Source organism: Pontibacillus litoralis JSM 072002, from assembly GCF_000775615.1.
GTDB classification, from domain to species: domain Bacteria; phylum Bacillota; class Bacilli; order Bacillales; family BH030062; genus Pontibacillus; species Pontibacillus litoralis.
Genome location: NZ_AVPG01000030.1, coordinates 1 through 21,715, shown reverse-complemented (window position 1 = coordinate 21,715; position 21,715 = coordinate 1). Strand labels below are relative to the sequence as shown.

Genomic DNA, 21,715 nt, shown 5'->3' with positions numbered 1-21,715 from the left:
TGTTGACCTCCAAATTTACTGTTTCAGCATAATCCGCACACGATCTGATTTGGAATCACCTGCATGCTTCCTCAACATTATTTCAAATCGATCTCTTACTTCTCCTACTGTTAGGGGGCTTCCGTTTGCCAACATATCTTTTAAGTCATTTATTGAAATCTCAACTTTTTCAATTCCTTGAAACAGCTTCTTAATGACTTGGATTAATCTAACGTCGATAGGTAGTGATAGAGATCCAGACTTGATTAACTCATTAATTAATTGCTGCTCATCATCATGTAATAATGTGATACTTTCCTTAATTCTTTGATCATTTAAGTTAGTTAAAAGTGTTTCTGTCCAGTTGTCGAGAATTACATCTAGATCATCATCCAATTCAGATAGTGAAACCATTGAATATTCTTCATCTTTTGGTCTAAAACGACAATTAGTACATAAAGGATTCTGTTCTAAGTCTGCTTTGGTTAAATTCCAACAAGTTACTAATGAGTTAATTTGCTGTTGCCATTCACTTAAAGCTTGGCTTGGTAGTATATCTATTTCGGATAAATTTTTTAAAGCCTTATGTCTATGGTCGTTAATTAACGCACTTTTTCGATTATCCTCATTTGCATTCAATCGATTTTCATTATGAAGCTTCAGATAAAGATCAATATACTCTTTTTTCAATTTGTCGAGGGATTTTTCATGACTGACTGTTGTGTGCCCTTCTTTTAGAGCATAGATTAAATCACTCAGCACTGTTTCTAAGTCATCATGCCACTTATGTTCACGTGGAAGCTGACTCTGTACTGTCATAAGGTAATTAAGTTTATTCGTGTAATCAATAGACTTTTCTTTTAACTCTTTTAATTGTTGTAATCGATCATAAGTGGCTTTTTGCTTCTCGATTTCATCCACACTGTACTTCAGGTTTTGCATTTTAGCTTTCGTATTGTAAATTTGAAGCCCTTCAAGGAATCCCTTGAAATCATTAAGCTTTTCTCTTGCGTACTCTACCTCAGACGGTGTTAGTATTTTGTCTTCCCATATAGGAAAGCCTTCTTTTACATCGTTCATCATCCGTACCGTATCCTCAAGGATTGATCGAGCTTTCTTATTCATTTCAGCAATACCTAGCTCAAGAGCTTGCTCTCTTAGTAAAGCATGCTCTATATCTAATAGATCAAAGATTGCTCGGATTGCTGGCATAGGTAAACCACTAGGCTTTTTGATATGGCTAAAATTAATAAAGTCATTTTGAGGGAGTTTTAGTAACTGTTCAAAATTCATAGCATCAAAAGACTTACCATTGACTGTAATTACAATGTCTCCATTCTTGACCAGTGCCGCTAAAACTACTGTAAATAATTCCGGCTCCATTTTGTATTCTTTCGTAAGCTCAATATCCTCTGTACCTTGGGAAGTATATAATTCATCAATAAACTCACTCCGATTTACTACTTGTCCTTGAGCTTTTTGATCTAGCTTACCAATTACCCATTTAGCATATCCAGAATTTCTTGTATTCACTTTCCCTTTTTCATCTATTAGTACCAGGCCGTTTAAAATCGCTTGTCCTTGTCTTGTGTTTGCTCCATTTATATTTTTGAAAGCATCCTGCACATAGGTAGGTAAGCTTTCTTTCGACATCGGAGTTTGAAGGCTTCTAAATGACGGGTAGTCTGGATAATCTTCATTAAATGATTGAGCTAAACATTCAGATGATACAGAATCAACGACTTCTCTTACACTGGCGCCCGTGGGAATAAACATACCGTACTCAGCCACACGATCTGATTTCCCTTTATAAGTTAGTTCAAAAGCTGTAGTCAAGTTTTCTCTTAACCATTGACTTAACTGCTTCAGGAATTTATCTGCTTTTGATTCATATAAGTTACGTGTACTGCTAGAAGACGTTGCCGCCATTTCTTTTGCACCAGCATACAGACTTAAAGCTCTCATGAATTTCTCATCTTTATCTACTAGAGTGAAAAAGACTTCATCTGATTTATGTTCATCCTTAAACTTAGGTGGTGCAAAAGGTTGTAGTAAATATATATAAAAGTCTCTTGGAGGTTGCGCTGTAGAGCGCTCATTAGGAGCCCCAAAGAATATATACCCCTGCCGTGTCACTTTTCTTTCCGGCCAAGGAAGCTCATGTAGCCAAATTCGATAATTAGTGACATAAGTGGTATCGGCCACTTGAGTAGCCAACTTTAAAACTTCAAAATAATATCGATCTAATTGGTCATCCACCAACCCTTCTGCTTTTTGCTCTATTAAATCATCAACAGCTACGTCTTTCTTTATATCTAAATAATACTGTCCGTTCGTTTCATTTGCAGAAATGTATTGATAACTAACCGTTTTTTGAATTTCTCTTAACACTGATTCTATAGTAGTTTTTAGAAAGTCAGCAGCATCATCGTCATCTAAAAGTGAAACATGAAGAAATAGACGATCTTTAAGCTCTTCTGGAGTTAACCCAAGTTGGGCATATATATCATCTGTGGTTAACCTAAACACCGCCAATGCTTTAACAATTCTTTTTGCCATTGGTTTATAAACAGGCTTTGTAAAAGCATTTTCTACCTTATCCTGAAGGATTTTTGTTTTTGCCATGACCTCTTTGATATCAGGGTTACTTTTTAAAGACGGATCATTTTCAATATATGGCCAATAACTATCAAATGAGATTAGTCCAGGTTCCTCTGTCGGCACCTCATTATCCATGACTTTCTTCATTTCATTACTTAGTGTTTTTAGAATGACACGTTTTTCTGCTACTGTTACACTTTCGAAAGTTGAAAGGTAAGCAGGGTGAATAGGAAATAGATCCACGTACTGGTCTAGATCTTCGCCTAAACGATCATATAGATTTGTAAATTGCTGCAAGTGTTCTCTAATTAGAGCTTTTTGTCTATCGTTCTTTTTTAATAGACGTTGAGATACTACGTAAGCGATGTCTTCTCTAATAATCCGAACCTGTTCAAAACGTTCCCTTACACGACGAAGCTGTTCGGCGACAAACTGGAATTTCGGATTATCGAATAGCATCTCCTGTACACCAGCAATAAACCTAAACTTCGTTTTACTACATATTTCTCCTAATTCACGAAGAAAACCAAGGTCTAAATATAGCTCTTGCTCTTTTCTTCCTCTCAAGTAATCAAGCAACTCATCCACAACTAATAGTAAACCCTGATCTGGATACACTTCATGAAAAGCCGACATCATTTCCATAAGGGATTCTTTATTATTACGAATTTCATTGGATTCCGGGAATGTGTAAGATACACCTATATCTTCCAAACCATCTTCAAGAGCTCCACAGATGATATCCCTGAATGAAGTTTGTACGCTACCTATTTCAGTTCGAATCACCTTGAATTTCCCTTCAATTTCCTTTGCTTTAATAGCAACCCTCTCATTCTGCATACGCGCGCTAGATCCACTTACTTCTGCAATTGTAGATATAACACTCATTAGATGTGATTTACCTGTACCGTAGTTACCTACGATAAGCATACCTTTATTATCAGTAGGACGATTGAATTGAAGTTGTTCAATAACCAATTCGTCTAAAACCTCTGCCATTCGCTCAGAAATTACATATGTATCAAGTAGTTTATAAGCGCTCTCTTTCTCATTAGCATCTGTTAATTGAACAACAGATTCTATTGGTTCAAAGTGTAATAAGTCCCCATACCTCATTTTAGTTCCTCCTCTAAATTATCACTGCGAAAGAATTACTCCATCAGTTTTATCACGTTTGTAATATTCAACGTGGTCTTGATCAGCATAAACTAAATTTTCCCCATTCGTTTTTCCACTCCAACTAACGATAAGTGTATAATTCCTTGATATGTCTTCAAGTAAAGCTACTGGATCTTGTTGGAGTTGAGGATCATAAAGTATTTCAATATGATCGATTACCAGAATTGTAGAATTTTTCTCTCTTACTATCTGTTTTAACGAATTACTAACGTTTCTATGTCGTTTCTTGGCTGGGATATTTTTCAATACTTTACTAAGTTCATAGTTTAGGTTGATATTAGGAATGCCAATTTGCTTAGCTATAAAACTAATGTCTCTGTTAAATGATTCACTTACAACAAAAAGTAATTGATGCCTTCTCATATGAATGCTTTTCAATTCACTTTCAATTTTATAAAGTAATGTGTCCTCCATATGAACCATCCCTACAAGAATTTATTTAACCCTATTAAGGTCTAACACCTTGCTTATCACCTCTAGCCTTCGCTTTCCACACTGCTGGTTAATAATAGAGGTGTATTCTCCATTCTTTACAAACTTAGATTCGTTATTATTATAGAGATTTTGAATCATGTCTATCATTTGAGTTTCTTCTAAATCATTATTCCAATATTGGTCAATAACTTGGTTGATGTATGAAGCTAAATCTCTTTGTGTCCTATGAAAGAGCTTTATACCCAACCAGTCCACCTCACTCTTTTACTTTTTTTATACTCAACTCTTATTTTATCGATAGTTCTATCGTTTCACAATAGACAGAATAAAAATATACAAAAATTCCCTTGGCACCACAATCTTTATTTGAATAAGGGGGGTATGGCCGTTTCATGCCCCACCCCTTTTATATAAACCGTTATTTATCCACTCGGATAGATGACGGTCTTTTTGTTTTACAGAGACGACTTGCGTAGTGAGAGGAGCGCATTTAAAGGAGGTGATGTAAATGAATCAGGCACTATCAAAAGTCTTAGTAGAAGCCAAGAAGTTAAATAAATGGGTTGCTGCTAAATATCTAGTGGAGTATGGGATCTGTGAAGTTGATCTGATGCAGCTCGAAGACGACGGGTTGTTATTAGCCAGTGATCGGAGAGGTGAAGGAAAAGTATTGAAGCTGACATTAAAAGGTTATCACCACTTTAAGTAAATAAGACGTGGAGGAGATTATGAAGATGAAATTCAGAAGACACCAAACTGAAGATGCCTTAGCAAACGGTAAAGATTTATCAAGAAAAGAGGTAGATGAGCTCCTACTATCATTAAAGCAACAGCTTGAAGAAGTAGACGAAGAAATCCTTTTCATTGTTGAAAGGAACGATTACGTTCAGCTTGTTCAGTTGCTCAAAAGACGTAAAAAGTTATACAACCTGATAACTGCTGTAGAAACTTCGCATGAAGATGAGGATCAATCAAAGTCAAACAAAAAAGGATTGTATGAGTATTTGAAAAACAGTGCTACTTTCACATCTGCAAAAGGTGAAGAGATGATCGATAAATGGTGTGAAACGGTGGATAAATTCAATGATGGGTCACAACAGTCGTTATCAAAGACCGTTAGATAGTCACATTCCATGTTCTCCAAAGGTAATCAACTTCAACATCAAATCGGCAGATCCGTGGTTCGACAAACCGCAAGAAGCCTAAACATTCTTGCACACATGGTTCACAAAAAATCTTAAGTCATTGAAAGGAGGTGAAATCAATATGAAGAACCGTCCAGGTAATATCGTTCCATTTTACGATAAAGAGAATGTCGATAAACAGTCGTTACCCAACATCGTCGTATCATCGTCAGAATCACAACAACGTATTCAACAATTACAAATGTTTGTGGATGACGTGATGGTAAAGGGAGTTGACTACGGCTTAATTGATGGTTTCTCTAAACCTACGTTACTAAAGCCAGGTGCAGAGAAGCTGTGTGATGTATTCGGATTCTCCAAGACCGCAGATGTCGTCAATCGCATTGAAGATTGGGAGAAAGGTATCTTTGCTTATGAAGTGAAGATTACGCTTATCCGTAAAGATAACAAAATCATCGAAGCAGAGGGGCTAGGTTCCTGCAACAGCAAGGAAGCATCATTCCGACAACAGGATGCCTATTCTATCGTCAACACCGTTTTGAAGATGGCGAAGAAACGGGCGTTGATCGACGCTGTCTTATCTGCAACACGATCCAGTGGCATCTTCACTCAGGACATTGAAGATTTCCCAAAACGAGCGACGACAAACCAGCATGCAGATAAGGTGACGAAAGCTCAGCTGCAGATGATCTTCAACATCATCGATGAGATGAATTTGCCGACGGACGTTGCCAAAGAAATCATGAAGATGAGTTTTAACGTCGATCGAAGTAAAGACTTGACCAAGAGTCAGGCATCGGACTTCATTCAGGATTTACTGACATTGAAAGAGGTCAGAAGCTAAATGAATACAGCAGGTAATTATCCATGGATTGCAGATGCAGTCGATGGCTTTTTTAATGCACAAAAAAGATGAGCCCATCCGCAATATGAACTCATCTACAAACTTATCTATACCAACAGTATATAGAATCAATAAGATTCACTCAATCAGGAGGGACGATCGTCGTCTCTCCTTTTTTTAATTACAAACAAACTGGAGGAATTAATAATGAATAACACTATCGATAAAATGACATTCAAACACTTGCTTGCCACATCTACGAGAGAAAAGGAAGACAGTTATGTCGTAAATGAGATCTTCACTCGTTATCCATCAGTCAGAGAACTGTTGGATGTGACGGAAGAAGAGCTTATGCAGATCAAAGGTATAGGCAAAGTGAAGGCTACTCAAATCATTGCTGCTTTGCAGCTGGCACGTATGAACCCATGCCCGTCTGAAGACCGCTTTACGATACGCTCACCTGAAGATGCGTATGACTATCTCAGCGATATGCAATATCTTGATCGAGAGCACTTCGTCGTCCTTGGATTGAATACCAAGAACGAGATACTATTCAAAGAAACAGTATTTATCGGTTCATTGAATGCTTCCATCGTTCATCCAAGGGAATGCTTCAAACACTTGATTCGTCGTAGCTGTGCCAGTGCTATCGTCGCTCATAACCATCCTAGTGGAGACGTGACTCCAAGCATGGAAGATGTAAACGTTACGAAACGACTTGCTGAAGCTGGGAAGATGATTGGCATTGAGATTCTGGATCACCTTGTTATCGGACATGAGAAGTACTCTAGCTTGAAAGAAAAAGGATACCTCTAAACACATGACAAAAGCCAGTGAGGATGGTGTTATTCATCAGCTTCACTGGCTCTTTTTTTCTTTCAACAGGAAATGGGCTAAGTTTTGTAGATGTTGCTCTTTTTTCTCTCTGCTCCACACCCATAATCACCTAGAAACGTTATCATATCAGCCTTTTCATCCATTTCACATACAAATCTACACATGAAGGACATCCACTGAAAATGCATTCACTTATATATATACGCTACACAGCAAAATTGTAACATTGAAGCGCATATTTATATGAATTATTTATGATATGGCTCGTTCTTCTGGATTTTGAATGAACGATAGATCTGCTCCATCAAAATCAGTTTCATCAACTGATGAGGGAATGTCATCTTTGAGAAAGAAAGCTTCTGATCTGCACGCTTCAATACATCATCACTCAATCCATTCGATCCACCGATGACGAATGACAATTGACTCTTCCCATGGATGCTTAGCTGCTCCATGTTTTTAGATAATTTCTCTGATGACCATTGTTCACCTTGTAGATCCAGTACAATCACGTATTGGGTTGGCTTAATTTTATTTAAGATCCGCTCCCCTTCTTTATCCTTAACCTGGATCATTTCTTTCTCACTCATCTGTTCAGGAGCCTGCTCATCATTCACTTCATCCATAGTCAACTTACAGTATGGACGCAGCCGCTTCTCAAACTCACCGATGCCCTGTTTAATGTATTTCTCTTTGATCTTTCCGACACTTACAATTTGTATCTGCATATACAATCACCTCGACATTTATCTTCAATTACTGTAATGATGAATTAACTCAATAGGACTGTTGAAGTATTCATTTATTCTGTGTATTGTTTTTCTTGATTGCTCTATTGTATCATTCATCCTCTTCATAACAATGTTTTCAATGATTGCGTGAAGGTGATGACTTTTCTCTTTTATAGCATCCCTCATATCCCACAACCCTTCTTCATTAATAGCTAACACGTGTAACATCCTTAAAGAACCAAGCCAATCATTTAGATCACTATAGAACATCATGTGTATATCTACAGAGGGATTCTTAAAGCCTCTTTCCCTCTTCAGTTTGTGTTTATCAGAATCACTCATTTTTTGTATTGCGTCGACCAAGGTGTTTTCCTTATTGATGAGTTTCTTAATTCTCTTCCGATTATCAATCATGTCTATGTCGATCATCTTCATGCCTCTGAATACATCGGCAGGTTCACTATTTAGAAATTCATCCACAGACAACCTATCTGCAGGATTTACTTTGTTTGTTCTCTCTATCCGAGTAAGTAGGATCCCGTCCTTCATCTTCATTTGCTTTGCCTTATTATACACTTTAACTTGATTTCCATTTCTCACACCATAGTAATATGTTTCAGGGAAATCCTTGTCTTCAAATGGCTGTTTCCTTTGATTCGGGACATATAACCTTTTCGCTACTTGCTCAGAAGTGTATCCTTCAAGATCTATCTTTTCATCCCACTGCCCTACTTTAATGCCTTTTAAATCTCCAACGATAAATCTCAGCAAGTGTTTAAGTTGTTGGGGAGTAAGTCTTTGGGAAGAAGGATTGATTTCAATTATGGTATTAGGAAGATGGCTGAAGAGCGACCCCCCATTGAACAAAGAATAACCTATAATTCAGCTGATACTTGTACATCTCAATCTCGTTCTTAAACCATTGAGGATGCTCGTGTCCTTTAATTTGCTTCAATAGACTCCAGGAGACCTTGTTATCAGTATAAAACTTGATACCATCATACGGGCAGACACGATTGTTGTTTAATGTACTCTTGAGCACACTATTAATCACAGCGCATTTATCCAGGTTATCGTATGCAGATTCTTTATACTTAATAACCACTACCATACCCCCAAGTATTTAGAGGGGATGAACCCTTGATATAACTAGAATGAGAACTCCTAACGTGTCTGATAGCAAGAACAGTTGTACAGGACATAATTATTCCCTTTCTCCTTTTTCATTTGTTGTTTCGATTATGATATTAGCAAGTTGATTTAAAAAATGATCTTTTTGTTCTTGTTGATGTAGATACGTTTCGTAGACACTGTGGTTCCATGTATTATCGTCTTTCATCGCACTTCCTCCTCCACACTTCAAATATTGTAATTTCAAAACCTTACAAAACACAATATTACACCTCATAATAAAAGTAAAATGTTGTATTTTTGTCACCATACAAATATAATTGCAATGAGGTGATTTTAATGAATTTTGCTACGGTGGTCAAAGAAAAAAGAGCTGAAGCTAACTTAAGTTACAGAAAGCTATCCGAAGAAACAGGGATATCACATAGTCATATACGCGATATTGAAAACGGGAAACATACTCCTTCATTCGAAAATGCAATTAAGTTAGCTTCAACTTTAGACATAAATGTTCGAGACGTGGTAGTCAGTACTTATCAAACTCAACTTAGAAATTTACTTTTTGAACTCATCAAAACGTGTGATGATTACAACGTTTCAATACCATATGATGTCTGGGTCAAATCCAATCTACCTATGGATCCTATGGGTACCGAAAAAATGAAGTTGCATGACAAAGCTTTTGAAATAGTTGAGTCGTTATACAATGAGAAGAATGAAAATGCACTTACAAGTAAGCTAGAAGTCATAGAATGGATCGCTCGAAATCCAACAACATATTCCTCCATATACAAAAGCGTCATCCCATTTATCGAAACCGTTGAAGATACATCAGGAATACACGGTTTACCTAAAGCTCAATCAGAAGTTGATCAATTTATAGATACTCTTCAAGAAAAGAATGTTAACTATGGAAAAGGAGATGAATAGATGACTAAACCTGTAGCAATATACGCTCGTGTAAGCACGGAAGAACAAGCCACAGAAGGGTACAGCATACAGGGGCAAATTGAAGAAATGGAGACTTATGCTGAGCAAAGAGGTATGGAAGTCGTAAGAAGATATCTGGATGAAGGAGTTAGTGGCAAAAATATCTCTGGTCGTCCGCAGATGAAACGATTACTGAAGGATCTTGGCAGTGGAGACTTTCAAGCAGTTATTGTCTATAAGATCGATCGGATCTCTCGTAAGTCTAAAGATGCCTTGGAAATTGCAGAACGATGTGATCAGGCGAATGTGAAATTGATCAGTCTTAAAGAAGACATGGACATTACTACACCGATGGGTAAGATGATGTTCCAGATGGCCAGTAACTTCTCTGAGTATGAACGTAATTCAATTATCGAGCGACTTAAGATGGGGATGAATCAACGTGCTAAACAAGGGTATTACAATGGTGGTCGAGTGTATGGATACGACAGTGTAAATAAAGAATTGGTGATCAATGAAGAAGAAGCTCATGTTATCCAACTCATTTTTAACTACGCTGAAGAAGACCTTGGCTACAAAGCGATTGTGAGTAGAATCAATTCAATGGGGTTTAAAACGAAACGTGGGAAGGATTTTGCCATCCACACCATAAAAACGATCCTCGATAACCCTTTGTATATCGGGAAGATCCGCTTCAATATGTACGAGAATTGGATTGAAAAACATAGAAAAGGTAAGAACGAGAACTACATCTTAGTTGATGGAAAGCACCAGGCAATCATTTCTAACGAACAGTGGGAACGGGTACAGAAAATACGCAAGAAAAGATCCCACAAGCCATCACGCTCGCATACCCCTTATTTACTAAGTGGGTTGGTCAGATGCCCTCAATTTGGAAACGGGATGGTTCCCGGTAGATCTAATGGCGGTAACGGCAAGAAGTATCGGTATTACGTTTGTGGCTTTCACCATAACAAAGGAAAAACCGCTTGTCGTGCCAATTCGATTAGAGCTGAGAGAGTTGAAGAATCTGTATTTGAAGAACTAAAGCGTATCGTAGCCGAACCCTATGTACTGAAGAACATTGTTCAGAGTGTGAACGATAAGCGAATGAATGCAAAAGATCCTATCGATGAACAGATCCGCATTCACGAAAGTAAGTTGAGGAAGATTGAAGGACGAATTGATAACACAACCACTCAATTGATGGATGACCCAACTCTTGCTGCAATTTTTAAACCAAAGCTACAGGAGATGATGGAAGAGAAAGCGTCATTGGAGCAGAAGATTGAAGAATTGAACGTAGAATTAAGCGAATGTGATACCGCTCCTATTGATGAAGATGCACTTTATCATCTGCTTAGTAATCTGGAGACGATCTTAAGTAAATCAGATATCACTCAACAGAAGGCATTGCTTCATCTGATCATAAAAGATATTCAAATTACAAAAGATGCTCCACGGAGAATCGGACGACGTGTAGAGAAAATCAACCTACACTTCGACTTCACAATTGAAGGTTTGGAACATCAAACCATGGATTTATTGAATACGATGAACATGGATTTTATCAAGCCAATGGAGTCTTGGGAACTGGAAAGTATGGAAGGAGTGAACCGGAGTGAAGTGATGGATTCGCTTAATATTTTACCCTTAAACGAGGTAAGGTTCCCCTCTATTAATCCGAAACGCCCGGTACACTTGCTCTAACAACATGAGCCTCATCATTTGATGGGGGAAAGTCATTTTCGAGAAGCTGAGAGCATAGTTGGATCGCTCTATGACTTCATTGCTTAACCCGAGGGATCCACCGATGATGAAGGCGACTTTGCTTTTGCCGTAGGTGGCGAGCTGGTCAAGGTGTTCGGCTAGCTTTTCGGAGGTGAGGGGTTTGCCTTCTATTTCGAGTGTGATGACGTAGGTGTCTTGGGTTATTTTGTTTAGGATGCGCTGGCCTTCTTTGTGTTTAACTTCTTCCATTTGGGCTTGGCTTAGGTTTTCTGGTGCTTTCTCGTCTGGGACTTCGTGCAGTTCAATGTTGGCGTATGGGCCGAGGCGCTTAGTGTATTCGGCAATGCCTTGTTTTAAGTATTTTTCTTTTAGTTTTCCGACTGAGATGATGGATAGTTTCATTATTTTTTCTCCTCTTTTTGCTTTTTTGTTGGTATGGTTGCTTATTTCCTCATACATATAGATAGTATGCTTCTATGTAAAGGAGGAAGTGCGTTGGGGCTGCTTGTTTTTGTTCATGTGATGGCGGCGATTGTTGGTATTGGTAGTGTGTATTGTCCGTTGTTGTTGGTTCGTTCGGATCAGGCGTTAGCTGATTTACGCGTGTCGTTGGTGTTGATGCGTACGTTGAATCGTTTTCCTGTCGTTGTTGGTTCTGTTGCTTTGTTTAGTGGTGTGTTGCTTGTTATCTTTGGTGATTATGGCTCTATTGGGCAAGTGTGGTTGCTTGGTTCTCTCTTTCTATATATTGTAATTTATATAATTGTCGTTGGCTTGATTCGTCCTAAGGTTCGGCGGCTACTGTTTTGGGTGAGTCATGATGACAATAAGGAGGTTGTTCGTTTGCCTCCTGCTCAGCAGCAATGGCTTGATCGGTTGGCTTATTGGTATTATGTCGTGGCTTGTTTAGCGACGTTGCTGTTTTTCTTCATGATTGTAAAGCCTTAACTGGAACCTTCCTTTTAAGTTATCCACAATATCCACATTTTTCGTTCTATGCACAGGTTTCGCTCTTTTACGAACAGGTTATGCACACACTTATCCACATATCCACATACTCACACCGCTTATTTAGTGTAAGAACCTGCGTTCGCCACCATATATACGGATTGCTCCACATGATATTCACAGGCTGTGGAAAAGTTGTTCCGTACTTGTTCTAACGTCTGAATTGTTTCTTCTTCATCGACAATAGCGTCTACTGTTGTTAACGTGTTCTTGTCGTTCCTATCGTTTCGTTGCTGCATATTTCTTTCCATTTGTCATGAGAAAAGCAGAGGAATTAGCCTCTGCTTTTTTGCTTCTGCTTAATAACTTTGTGGTGCTAGCTCCATCGTTGTCGTTTGTTTTTCGCCTTCGCGGTAGAAGGTTACTTTAATTTCTTCGCCGATTTCTTTCTCTTCGTATAAGTATTTGCGTAGGTCGACGATGTTCGTAATCGTTGTGTCATCTAGTTTCGTAATGACGTCGTATTGCTGTAAACCGGCGCGATCGGCTGGTGATGCTATTTCAACGCCGTTAATGAAGACACCCGCTTGTACGTCTTTCGGTAAGCCGAGGGCGTTCTGCCATTGGTTGCTGGCTAATTCGGATAGAGAATACGATTCGATTCCCATATACGGCCTTGTTACTTCGCCATTGTTTTCTAAGTCATCAATAATTGGTTTGGCGGCATCGATTGGGATAGCGAAACCGATCCCTTCGACAGATGATTGGGCGATTTTCATCGAGTTGACGCCGATTAGTTGTCCGTCCATATTAATAAGAGCTCCTCCGCTGTTACCTGGGTTAATGGCGGCGTCGGTTTGGATGACTTCGGCTTGCCAATCGATTCGTCCGTCTCCGTTTAAGTCTTGGGGAATGGCTCGTTGTGTGCCGCTTATAATGCCTTTCGTGACCGATCCTGCAAATCGTAAGCCGAGTGGGTTACCAATTGCGAGGGCTGGTTCGCCGACTTTGACATTCTCAGAACTGCCGAGCTCGATTGGCTGACCGACTTTGTCTGCCTTAACGCGGAGGACGGCTAAATCGGTGTAGGGGTCGCTTCCTAATAAATTCGCTTCGATTCGGTTGCCGTCGATTAATTCAACTTCGATTGATGATGCTCCTTGAATGACGTGGTGATTCGTTACGATATAGGCGTAGTCGTCTTCTTTCTTATAGATCACGCCTGAGCCTGTTCCTCCTTCTTGTTCTTGGCTAAACAGGCCCGTTCCTTGTTGATTGTTCACGACTCCTACAACGGCTTCTTGTACATCTTCTACTACTTTCGTTACTTGGGTTGTAACATCTACATTCACCGCTTCTGTGTTAGGCGTTTCCGTTTCCTTATCTGCGTCTGTTCCAGCTTGTTCTTCTGTTTCTTGCCCGCTGTATGGCAACAGTTCAGCTGGTAAGAGGGACGGTAATGCAAATACAACGATGAGGGCGCCGAATATCCCCCCTAGCAAGGCAGGAATAAGCCAATTTGGTTTCTTCTGCTGATTTCGGGAAGATGTATGATCATCATAATATCCCATGAAACTTCACCAATCCTTTCGCTCCACTTTACAAGTCTGGTGCATCGTTTGATATGTGTCTGTTTGCCTGTACCCATTCTTTCCTTATACGTAAACATTATTTAACGTATAAATTGGTGTTGCTGTATGTGGGTCTGTATCGTATAAATTAATGGAATCTCCTACTGGGATGCCGCGTTCCTTAAGAATATTGGTGACAGACATTCTAGCCAGATCTTTCATATTATTATCTTGACTTAGATGGGCTAAATAAATACGTTGTGTATTGTTTCCAATTATATCGGTTAAGGCGAGCGCGCAATCTTCATTAGATACGTGTCCCTCGTCACCTAGAATGCGGCGTTTCGTGTTCCAGGGGTAGCGTCCCATTCGTAGCATTTCTACATCATGATTCGCTTCGAATATATAGGCATCGGCATGTTCAACCGTTTTCTTAATGCGTTCGGAAACGTATCCTAAATCGGTTACGAGTGCTACTTTACTGCCGCCATTTCGGAAGACGTAGAACATTGGCTCGGCGGCATCGTGGGATACGCCAAACGATTCTACTTCTAAATCGCCGAACGTTTTTACGCTTGCCATAGGAAATTCAAATTTCTGATCAAGTGTGACTTTGCCGATTTTGTCTTCCATTGCTTTCCACGTTTTGGCATTGCCGTAGATTGGCAATTGATAACGTCGTGCCATTATGCCTAAGCCTTTAATATGGTCACTATGTTCATGGGTAACAAAAATCCCATCTAATTCATTCGGGTCTATGTGCACCTCGTCTAACAATCGTTCAATTTGTTTTGCGCTTAGACCAGCATCAACAAGCCACTTCTGATTGTCTGTTCCGATGTAGAAGCAATTCCCGGTACTCCCTGATGCTAGTACACTAAAGTGCATACTCATTGTTCGTCACTCCAACCTTCTATTTCAGATGCAATCGATAAATCTATCATGACATCCTGAATAAATCGTTCTTCTTCTGTTTCAATTAATTGTCCATGCACGCCGTTCACATAAAGGTACCGCTTGTTCTCTTCATCTTTTATGTTCATTTTCCATGTTGGAGAGAATACTTGTACGCCATTCTCTAATGGAACGAGTGTGTGATAGCCGAGCTCCATACTACTTATTGTATCTCCTTCGTACAGCTCATTGTTGTTGTATAACGTCTCAATGGCCGTCATTGGTTTAATGAGTTCTTGTGGTTCAGCCGTTGTATGAATGTCTTCTAACATTGTTTGTGCGTAGCCAATTAATTCTTTATCATCGTTAACGAATACCATCAGCAGTGCACTTGCATTATAATAAATTGGTTTGCCTTTATACGTCTGGAAGAATAGTAGCGTCTGATTTTCTTCATCCCAATTCCAATAAGCATATTGGTCGCCGTTTATGACTTTATTGCTCATCATGCTTTCCATCACTTCGGCAGATGCCGTCACATCAATAGAGATTGGTTTATCAAACGCCGCAAGCAGTACATCACCGTTGTTGATTTTCGTTGTCTGATTGCGGAGCGTATCTTTATGCGCTTCTACATCTTCTTCTGTAAATTTATGCCGCTTTGCTGATATATACGCTTGTTTGACAGCGTCTTTCGGTACTTCTCCCACTCCTATATTGGCAGCTTCTAGCTTCTCCTCAAACGTCGAATCATCTAACGGGCCGTATTCCGATTGCTCTCGCTTTTGCATAAACTGTTGCGCTAAGAAGACATCCAGCACTAAAAAGCATATAATAAAGAGCGTTTTAATTTGTCCCCATTGCATTAGTGCGTTCCCCCTTGATTAACCGGTTCTTCAAATACAGGGCGCCAATTGCCACCGACCGTTTTATAATACCAAGCAGGTTCGAATGTTACGATGAATGGATGCTGATTCTTCACTTCCATTGTATAGCCGATTGTAATGTCATCAATCAGAAGTGGGTATTGTGTCCTCGACTTAGCTAAATGCTCATCTACTTGTTCCCCTAATGCAAGCGTTTTTGTAGAATCATTTTCAATCGGGGTCGCTAATTGGAATAAAGAGCGCTTGTAACGAAACAATTCTTGGTTATACCACGTTTGCTCAATGGCACTTAACCCTTTCTCATTGAATACCGGATAACCGTTTTGTTGCAGGCGATACTTCACCGTGCTTCCGGTGGCATCAATGTCATATAAATTATAATTATCAGTCCAACCATGGTGATCATTAATAAAACGCATGCTTTCCCGTATCAAATCAGAGTATGTCATCGATGATTCTGGTTGCACTGATGGATTAGTAAAGCGCATATATTCTTTGTTGTAACATAACTGCATCTGCATGCGATCATCGGTATAAATCGACTGGCCGACACTTGTCTGATTCTCTCGCACTTTATTCGGATCATCAAACAAGACGTTGATAAGTGGATTTTCTCCAATGGCATACGTTGTGTATGTGTACTTCGGTAATTTTATTTGACCGGCAGGAATATATATAGGTCTTTCCTCTTCCTCGCCAATCGAAAGGTACTTCAAATGACTAGATGGATCGTTAATGTAGTCTACAAGTTCTTTATACGCTTCAAAGTTGCGAATAGTAGCGTTGTACATTGATTCATCCTCATCTGAATAAAAGTACACATTCGTCAACGTCTGGTCAGCAGAAATATCGACAAATATGCGGTCAACCATAAACTCCGGAATAACTTGATCGTCCTCATTCAAAGTTAACGTACTCGCCAATACCGAAAGTGGTACCGATGTTGGATAAATGATTTCTAAGCTAGATTTCCGATTTAATGTTTGTTTCGGGACGGATTCGAATTCATCTAATGGCCACTGCCTGAACGCTTCATATAAACTAAGGGAATCCTGACGAGATGCTAATGCGTAAATATCGCCACCTTCATGAAAAATAATTTCTTTTGGCTCAATGATGCCACTAAGGGACTCTTGCTTTCCGTCTATTTTTGTCTTGGCGTTTAATACACTGTTATCCTCTAACGCTTCATAATTTGGTTTATAGTTCCATATTGCTAGTGTTAATAGTAAACTAGTTGCAATAAGCATTGTCAGCACAATAGATTTAATGGTCTCAATCGTCATGCATTATCCCTCCGCTTATCATTCGTGAAAGGAAGGGTAAAGAGGATGGTTGTCCCTTTTCCTTCTTTACTTTCTGCCCAAATTTCACCTTTGTGTGCTTCAACCATTTCTTTAGAAATCGCAAGCCCTAAGCCAGTGCCACCCAATTTCCTTGTGCGTGCTTTATCTACACGATAAAAACGGTCAAAGATTTTGTCGACGTTGTCTTTCGGAATGCCCATGCCTTGGTCTGTAATGGTTACTAACAATTTCTGTTCCTTCTTCAACATTTTCCCTCGGAACGTAATCGTGCCTCCTTCAGGTGAATACTTAATGGCGTTCGAGATAATGTTATCCATTACTTGAGTCATTTTATCTTTATCCATATACACCCAAATAGATTCCTCAGGTATATCTCGCATGAATTGTATATGCGTATCTTTATTCATTTCAAAACGGTCAATTACATGATGATAAAACTTCCCAAAGTCAACAAGCTCGCTGTGTAGTGTGAAATCCTTATTATCCATCTTCGACAATTTCAACAGATCATTGACGAGACGAATCATTCGTTCTGTTTCATTCTGCGTAACGTCTAGAAAACGTGGGGCTATCTCTTTATCTTGCCAAGCTCCGTCTGTTAACGCTTCTAAATAACTTCGCATCGTCGTAAGAGGTGTCCTTAATTCATGGGACACGTTCGCTACAAACTCCCGTCGTTCCCGTTCAACCTTCTCTTGTTCCGTTACGTCACTTAATACCGTAATAAGACCATTCATTTCCTCATTTTCATACTGCACCAATGAGAAACTCGCTTTTAACAATAGATGTTCATCTTCATCGCTAAAATCAATAATCATCGATCCTGATTCAGAGAGTTCCGTTAAATCGGCTAATCGTTCTTCGATTTGGAGAACTTCTATAATGGACTTCCCTTGTACGATTTCAAAGTCTTTGCCAATCAAAGAAGCTGCTGGCTTATTCATTAAAATAATACTGCCTCGATGATCGGTTGCAATAACACCTTCTGTCATATTAGCAATTACAGAGCTTAACTTACGCCGCTCCCCTTCCGTTGTCGCCTGAGCTAACTTTAACTTATCACTCATCTCATTAAAGGATACGGCTAATTGACCTATTTCATCACGTCCATACACATTTACTTTATGGGAGAAGTCCCCTGTTCCCATTACTTTGGCATGCTTCCTCATCTCCGTTATAGGCTTCGTAATCGTTCCAGCTACTACGATTCCAAGTACAACGGAGATGGTTATCCCTAATATCGTTCCATTAGCAAAGATTTGATTGATTTTCTGTAATTGATTATATACCCCTTCAAGAGAAGCTTCGATATATACCGCTCCAGATGCAGGTGTATCCTCCTCCGAAGCATTTGCCTGCGAGAAGATAGGGAAAGTCATCACAAGCGTCCTGTCTCCCGTTTGGCGATCAATCTGTACAGTATCGCTTTTCTTAGACCCTGTTAGCAACGTGTGTTTCACGCGAGAATTTGTCGTTCTTTTTCCAATATCACTTTGCGTAATTGGATGATTACCAATAATTCGACTGTTGCTATTAATAACAATAATTTCTGTTATTTCCTCCGTGAAGTTCAAATCGGCCAGAATTTTCTGTACGTCTTCTTCGAGTGTCGGCCCGTCTTCTGTTCGTTCCTCCACAAAGGCTTGCTCCAATTGATAATTTAAATACTGCATGTTCTTCTCAATAGATTGTTGAAATTCTTGAAAGAAATCCCTCTCTAACTGCTGGGAGAAATACGCTCCAATCACTTGAATAGGAAAAAGCAGTAATAAGATAATGATAATAATAAATTTCAAACGAATCGATTGAAAAAAACCAACCTTCTTCATAATGATTACTCCTGTTCAGGATTTCTAAAATAGTAACCTACTCCACGCCTTGTAACAATCCACATTGGCGTACTTGGATTCTCTTCTATTTTCTCTCTTAGTCGTCTAACGGTAACGTCAACAGTTCGGACATCCCCGTAATAATCATATCCCCATACGGTTTCTAATAAATGCTCTCTTGTCATCACTTGCCCAATATTCTTCGCTAAATAATGCAATAGCTCAAATTCGCGATGCGTTAATTCAATATGTTCTCCCTCTCTTGTCACGGTATACGCATCTGGATGAATGACAAGATTACCTACACGTATATCACTATTGGATTTCCCTTTGGTTTCAGGCTCTTGTTGATGTCTTCTTAAATTTGCTTTCACGCGAGCAATCAATTCACGATTGTTAAATGGCTTGGTCACATAATCATCTGCACCTAGCTCTAGGCCAAGTACTTTATCAATCTCAGAATCCTTCGCTGTCAGCATAATAATTGGCATACTGTATTGTTTGCGAATTTCACGACATACTTCCATACCATCTTTATTCGGAAGCATAATATCTAACAAAATGAGGTTCGGTTGTTCGGAGTGAGCTAACTTAACAGCTTCATCCCCATCATACGCACACACGACCTCGTATCCTTCTTTCTCTAAGTTAAATTTCAATATATCTGCAATTGGCTGTTCATCATCGACTACTAATATTTTATTACTCATACAAATCCCTACTTTCTATTTAAGGACATTTTATAGTTATGTTGCTTGTAAAATCGCCTATAATACTATATTTTAACGTACTTTGGTGGAAATGTCTTTTCGCTACGTTGATTTACAGATTGTACTTCTATAGAAAAAGTCTCTAGCTTCAGCTAGAGACTTTCCGTTATCTTACGTAGTTCAAAGGATTTTGTAAGCTTCCATTTTTGTATACTTCAAAGTGTAAATGAACACCTGTAGAATCTCCAGTTGATCCCATTATTCCAATAGGTTGACCTTTCTCTACGGTTTGCCCTGCATTTACTTTAATAGAAGACATATGTGCATAAACAGTTTTTAAACCGTTGTTATGATTAATGACTACTTTGTTACCGTAACCACCGTCATAACCAGCAGATACAACTGTTCCATTATCTGCTGCAGAAATGGTACGATTGCTTACACCCGCAATATCAATTCCTTTATGGTATGCTCCCCAGCGCTGGCCTTGTTTACTCGTGATTGTTCCACCTGCTGCTGGCCAGTTTAAGCTACCTGTACCACGAGATGGAACCACTTTCGTACCTTTCACGATGATTTCCTTTTGTGGCTTTTCGGTTACTTCTTCATGCAATACTTCTTCATTAATGACGTTACCGTTTTTCTTCGTAATTTGGTATTCTGTTTCTTTCTTACCATCTTTACCTTCTTGACGAACTTCTTCGTCGCCTTTATAAAGTTTCTCAGATTTCTTTACTTCTGTTTCATATTCAATTGTACTCTCTTCTTTCTTCTCTTCTGTTACAACAACATCTAAGAAAGAATTGTACTCTGTTACGTTTATTTCTTGTCCAATATCTAGAACAGATCCTTCATCTAAACCTTTATTTAAGTCTAGTAGCTCTTGCGTACTTAAATTATATTGACTAGCAATTTCACCTAATACTTCACCGTCTTTAACAGTATGCTTCTTCTCTTCAAGTGTACCTTTTTCCATTACTTGAACAAGCTCGTCCGCCGTTAACACGTTAGATGGTTTTACTTCTTCATCAGAATAGGAAACTTTTGCAGATAGTTTTACGTCTTTAATCGTAGAATCTTCTAATTCGACGTCTTTTGTATCAAAGTAGTTAGAATCTTCTTTAAGCTTAGCAGCGGCCTTTTTCGGTAAGTATTTCGCTTTTAATTTTGTTACAGCTGCTTCTGCTACTTCTTTGCTTTGTGCATACCCTACCACTTCACCATCTACGACTACAGCAGTAGCATCCGCTTGAATGTTAATCTCTTCTTTTATATCTTTCAGAACATCTTTGTTATCGAAACTTGCTCGATACATTTTCTCTGGTACGTAGGAAACTTCTTCTCCCACAACAAGCTCCATACCTTTGTGCTTCTGTTCTACTTTGTTAATTTGTTGTTGAATAGCCTCGTCTACAATATTTTTATTTTCTACTGTTCCAATATGCTCTCCATCCACATAAACGTGATATACTGTAGGAATTTGTTGCTCATCTTCATCAGCTTGAACCGTTCCAGCTGTAATTCCTAATCCTAAACAAGTCGTCAATACTACCTTCGTTCCAAAGGAAGTATATTTTCTTTTTGCCGTATCCACGAATGTGTTTGGATTATTTTCTTTTTTCATCCACACAGTTCGTCTCTCCTATCTTCCTCAAAATCTATTATTTATGTACATTAATTTCTGTTTTTCTTCACCTTAATAATCTACCATAATTACTACGACTAAATAAATAGTAGGAGATAAGATGTAACATACTTGTATTATTACAGTGATAGAGAAAGCAAACAGCAGTGAAAAATGTATAGTTTAGTGTAATATTACTCTTTTAATTGTCGTTTTTTACACATATTAGTGAGGAACATTGCAGAATTGTTACAAGCGATGTCATGTTCTGTCATGACCATTTGCCTAGAACTAATAAGCAGCTGATTTTAGAGGAAAAAAAGAACAGATTGCAAACAAAAAAAGCCACCCATAGAGGTGACTCTTTACTGGATGGCTCGGGACGGAATCGAACCGCCGACA

General features: G+C 38.9%; 22 protein-coding genes. 7 read left to right on the top strand and 15 right to left on the bottom strand.

Going from position 1 to position 21,715, the window contains the following annotated elements:
• Window positions 1-15 precede the first annotated feature (15 nt).
• The 3 genes from N784_RS14330 to N784_RS14320 are packed head-to-tail and all read right to left on the bottom strand — an operon-like array spanning window position 16 to window position 4,449.
• The gene (locus tag N784_RS14330; RefSeq protein ID WP_036836008.1) at window positions 16-3,696 is read right to left on the bottom strand and encodes a DUF6079 family protein; all 3,681 of its coding nucleotides are present in this window, start codon (window positions 3,694-3,696) and stop codon (window positions 16-18) included.
• A 21-nt stretch (window positions 3,697-3,717) separates the two neighbouring features.
• Window positions 3,718-4,173, bottom strand: coding sequence for a BREX-3 system P-loop-containing protein BrxF (gene brxF, locus N784_RS14325; protein WP_036836006.1), 456 nt, complete (start codon window positions 4,171-4,173; stop codon window positions 3,718-3,720).
• A 21-nt stretch (window positions 4,174-4,194) separates the two neighbouring features.
• Window positions 4,195-4,449, bottom strand: coding sequence for a TIGR04540 family protein (locus N784_RS14320; protein ID WP_232306036.1), 255 nt, complete (start codon window positions 4,447-4,449; stop codon window positions 4,195-4,197).
• 253 nt (window positions 4,450-4,702) lie between these two features.
• Between N784_RS14320 and N784_RS14315 the strand changes: the two genes are divergently transcribed.
• The 4 genes from N784_RS14315 to radC all read left to right on the top strand — a co-directional run bounded on the left by N784_RS14315 (window position 4,703) and on the right by radC (window position 6,999).
• Window positions 4,703-4,903, top strand: coding sequence for a hypothetical protein (locus N784_RS14315; protein ID WP_036836002.1), 201 nt, complete (start codon window positions 4,703-4,705; stop codon window positions 4,901-4,903).
• 25 nt (window positions 4,904-4,928) lie between these two features.
• Entirely contained in the window at window positions 4,929-5,318 is a 390-nt protein-coding gene (locus N784_RS14310; protein ID WP_052127347.1) for a hypothetical protein, read from the top strand.
• 88 nt (window positions 5,319-5,406) lie between these two features.
• Entirely contained in the window at window positions 5,407-6,183 is a 777-nt protein-coding gene (locus tag N784_RS16070; protein WP_198134438.1) for a hypothetical protein, read from the top strand.
• 207 nt (window positions 6,184-6,390) lie between these two features.
• The gene (gene radC, locus N784_RS14300; protein WP_052127345.1) at window positions 6,391-6,999 is read left to right on the top strand and encodes a RadC family protein; all 609 of its coding nucleotides are present in this window, start codon (window positions 6,391-6,393) and stop codon (window positions 6,997-6,999) included.
• A gap of 269 nt (window positions 7,000-7,268) precedes the next feature.
• On the opposite strand, the gene rlmH (N784_RS14295) is transcribed toward radC, so the two are convergent.
• From rlmH (N784_RS14295) to N784_RS17135, 3 genes are all read right to left on the bottom strand, one after another.
• Window positions 7,269-7,748 carry a 23S rRNA (pseudouridine(1915)-N(3))-methyltransferase RlmH gene (rlmH, locus tag N784_RS14295; RefSeq protein WP_036835996.1) on the bottom strand — a complete coding sequence of 160 codons (480 nt, stop codon included), beginning with the start codon at window positions 7,746-7,748 and terminating at the stop codon, window positions 7,269-7,271.
• A 24-nt stretch (window positions 7,749-7,772) separates the two neighbouring features.
• On the bottom strand, window positions 7,773-8,618 hold the full coding sequence (locus N784_RS14290) for a hypothetical protein (RefSeq protein WP_036835994.1): 846 nt from the start codon (window positions 8,616-8,618) through the stop codon (window positions 7,773-7,775).
• Window positions 8,619-8,955: 337 nt separating this feature from the next.
• Window positions 8,956-9,090 (bottom strand): hypothetical protein, encoded by a 135-nt coding sequence (locus N784_RS17135; protein ID WP_269745340.1) that lies wholly within the window; start codon window positions 9,088-9,090, stop codon window positions 8,956-8,958.
• A gap of 131 nt (window positions 9,091-9,221) precedes the next feature.
• Between N784_RS17135 and N784_RS14280 the strand changes: the two genes are divergently transcribed.
• Complete coding sequence (locus tag N784_RS14280) at window positions 9,222-9,812, top strand: helix-turn-helix domain-containing protein (RefSeq protein WP_036835990.1); 591 nt, start codon at window positions 9,222-9,224, stop codon at window positions 9,810-9,812.
• Window positions 9,813-11,522, top strand: a complete 1,710-nt coding sequence (locus N784_RS14275) for a recombinase family protein (RefSeq protein ID WP_036835988.1) — start codon at window positions 9,813-9,815, stop codon at window positions 11,520-11,522.
• Here N784_RS14275 and rlmH (N784_RS14270) read toward each other — a convergent pair.
• Window positions 11,466-11,945 (bottom strand): 23S rRNA (pseudouridine(1915)-N(3))-methyltransferase RlmH, encoded by a 480-nt coding sequence (gene rlmH, locus N784_RS14270; RefSeq protein ID WP_036835985.1) that lies wholly within the window; start codon window positions 11,943-11,945, stop codon window positions 11,466-11,468. The genes N784_RS14275 and rlmH (N784_RS14270) overlap by 57 nt on opposite strands.
• Before the next feature lie 93 nt (window positions 11,946-12,038).
• Here rlmH (N784_RS14270) and N784_RS14265 point away from each other — a divergent pair, with 93 nt between their 5' ends.
• Window positions 12,039-12,491, top strand: a complete 453-nt coding sequence (locus tag N784_RS14265) for a DUF2269 family protein (RefSeq protein WP_052127344.1) — start codon at window positions 12,039-12,041, stop codon at window positions 12,489-12,491.
• Between the two features lie 119 nt (window positions 12,492-12,610).
• On the opposite strand, the gene N784_RS14260 is transcribed toward N784_RS14265, so the two are convergent.
• The 8 genes from N784_RS14260 to N784_RS17130 form a co-directional block, all read right to left on the bottom strand.
• The gene (locus N784_RS14260) at window positions 12,611-12,790 is read right to left on the bottom strand and encodes a hypothetical protein (RefSeq protein WP_036835984.1); all 180 of its coding nucleotides are present in this window, start codon (window positions 12,788-12,790) and stop codon (window positions 12,611-12,613) included.
• A 60-nt stretch (window positions 12,791-12,850) separates the two neighbouring features.
• A complete protein-coding gene (locus tag N784_RS14255) occupies window positions 12,851-14,062 on the bottom strand; it encodes a S1C family serine protease (protein ID WP_036835982.1) in 1,212 nt (403 codons plus the stop codon).
• Between the two features lie 84 nt (window positions 14,063-14,146).
• The gene (locus N784_RS14250; RefSeq protein ID WP_036835980.1) at window positions 14,147-14,956 is read right to left on the bottom strand and encodes an MBL fold metallo-hydrolase; all 810 of its coding nucleotides are present in this window, start codon (window positions 14,954-14,956) and stop codon (window positions 14,147-14,149) included.
• Entirely contained in the window at window positions 14,953-15,822 is an 870-nt protein-coding gene (locus N784_RS14245; protein ID WP_036835978.1) for a two-component system regulatory protein YycI, read from the bottom strand. The genes N784_RS14250 and N784_RS14245 overlap by 4 nt, the downstream gene beginning before the upstream one ends.
• Window positions 15,822-17,129, bottom strand: coding sequence for a YycH family regulatory protein (locus N784_RS14240; RefSeq protein ID WP_036835974.1), 1,308 nt, complete (start codon window positions 17,127-17,129; stop codon window positions 15,822-15,824). Before N784_RS14240 ends, N784_RS14245 begins: the two co-directional genes overlap by 1 nt.
• On the bottom strand, window positions 17,126-18,979 hold the full coding sequence (walK, locus tag N784_RS14235; protein WP_036835972.1) for a cell wall metabolism sensor histidine kinase WalK: 1,854 nt from the start codon (window positions 18,977-18,979) through the stop codon (window positions 17,126-17,128). Before walK ends, N784_RS14240 begins: the two co-directional genes overlap by 4 nt.
• A 5-nt stretch (window positions 18,980-18,984) precedes the next feature.
• A complete protein-coding gene (gene yycF / locus N784_RS14230) occupies window positions 18,985-19,689 on the bottom strand; it encodes a response regulator YycF (RefSeq protein WP_036835971.1) in 705 nt (234 codons plus the stop codon).
• Window positions 19,690-19,855: 166 nt separating this feature from the next.
• Window positions 19,856-21,313: a peptidoglycan DD-metalloendopeptidase family protein gene (locus tag N784_RS17130; RefSeq protein WP_084600282.1), complete on the bottom strand. Its 1,458-nt coding sequence runs from the start codon at window positions 21,311-21,313 to the stop codon at window positions 19,856-19,858.
• Window positions 21,314-21,715: the final 402 nt, after the last annotated feature.

Coding starts and splice junctions, on each gene's coding strand:
- N784_RS14330 (WP_036836008.1), bottom strand. CDS start 3,696: ATGAGGTATGGGGACTTATTACACTTTGAACCAATAGAATCTGTTGTT.
- brxF (WP_036836006.1), bottom strand. CDS start 4,173: ATGGAGGACACATTACTTTATAAAATTGAAAGTGAATTGAAAAGCATT.
- N784_RS14315 (WP_036836002.1), top strand. CDS start 4,703: ATGAATCAGGCACTATCAAAAGTCTTAGTAGAAGCCAAGAAGTTAAAT.
- N784_RS14310 (WP_052127347.1), top strand. CDS start 4,929: ATGAAATTCAGAAGACACCAAACTGAAGATGCCTTAGCAAACGGTAAA.
- radC (WP_052127345.1), top strand. CDS start 6,391: ATGAATAACACTATCGATAAAATGACATTCAAACACTTGCTTGCCACA.
- rlmH (WP_036835996.1), bottom strand. CDS start 7,748: ATGCAGATACAAATTGTAAGTGTCGGAAAGATCAAAGAGAAATACATT.
- N784_RS17135 (WP_269745340.1), bottom strand. CDS start 9,090: ATGAAAGACGATAATACATGGAACCACAGTGTCTACGAAACGTATCTA.
- N784_RS14280 (WP_036835990.1), top strand. CDS start 9,222: ATGAATTTTGCTACGGTGGTCAAAGAAAAAAGAGCTGAAGCTAACTTA.
- N784_RS14275 (WP_036835988.1), top strand. CDS start 9,813: ATGACTAAACCTGTAGCAATATACGCTCGTGTAAGCACGGAAGAACAA.
- rlmH (WP_036835985.1), bottom strand. CDS start 11,945: ATGAAACTATCCATCATCTCAGTCGGAAAACTAAAAGAAAAATACTTA.
- N784_RS14260 (WP_036835984.1), bottom strand. CDS start 12,790: ATGCAGCAACGAAACGATAGGAACGACAAGAACACGTTAACAACAGTA.
- N784_RS14255 (WP_036835982.1), bottom strand. CDS start 14,062: ATGGGATATTATGATGATCATACATCTTCCCGAAATCAGCAGAAGAAA.
- N784_RS14250 (WP_036835980.1), bottom strand. CDS start 14,956: ATGAGTATGCACTTTAGTGTACTAGCATCAGGGAGTACCGGGAATTGC.
- N784_RS14245 (WP_036835978.1), bottom strand. CDS start 15,822: ATGCAATGGGGACAAATTAAAACGCTCTTTATTATATGCTTTTTAGTG.
- N784_RS14240 (WP_036835974.1), bottom strand. CDS start 17,129: ATGACGATTGAGACCATTAAATCTATTGTGCTGACAATGCTTATTGCA.
- walK (WP_036835972.1), bottom strand. CDS start 18,979: ATGAAGAAGGTTGGTTTTTTTCAATCGATTCGTTTGAAATTTATTATT.
- yycF (WP_036835971.1), bottom strand. CDS start 19,689: ATGAGTAATAAAATATTAGTAGTCGATGATGAACAGCCAATTGCAGAT.
- N784_RS17130 (WP_084600282.1), bottom strand. CDS start 21,313: ATGAAAAAAGAAAATAATCCAAACACATTCGTGGATACGGCAAAAAGA.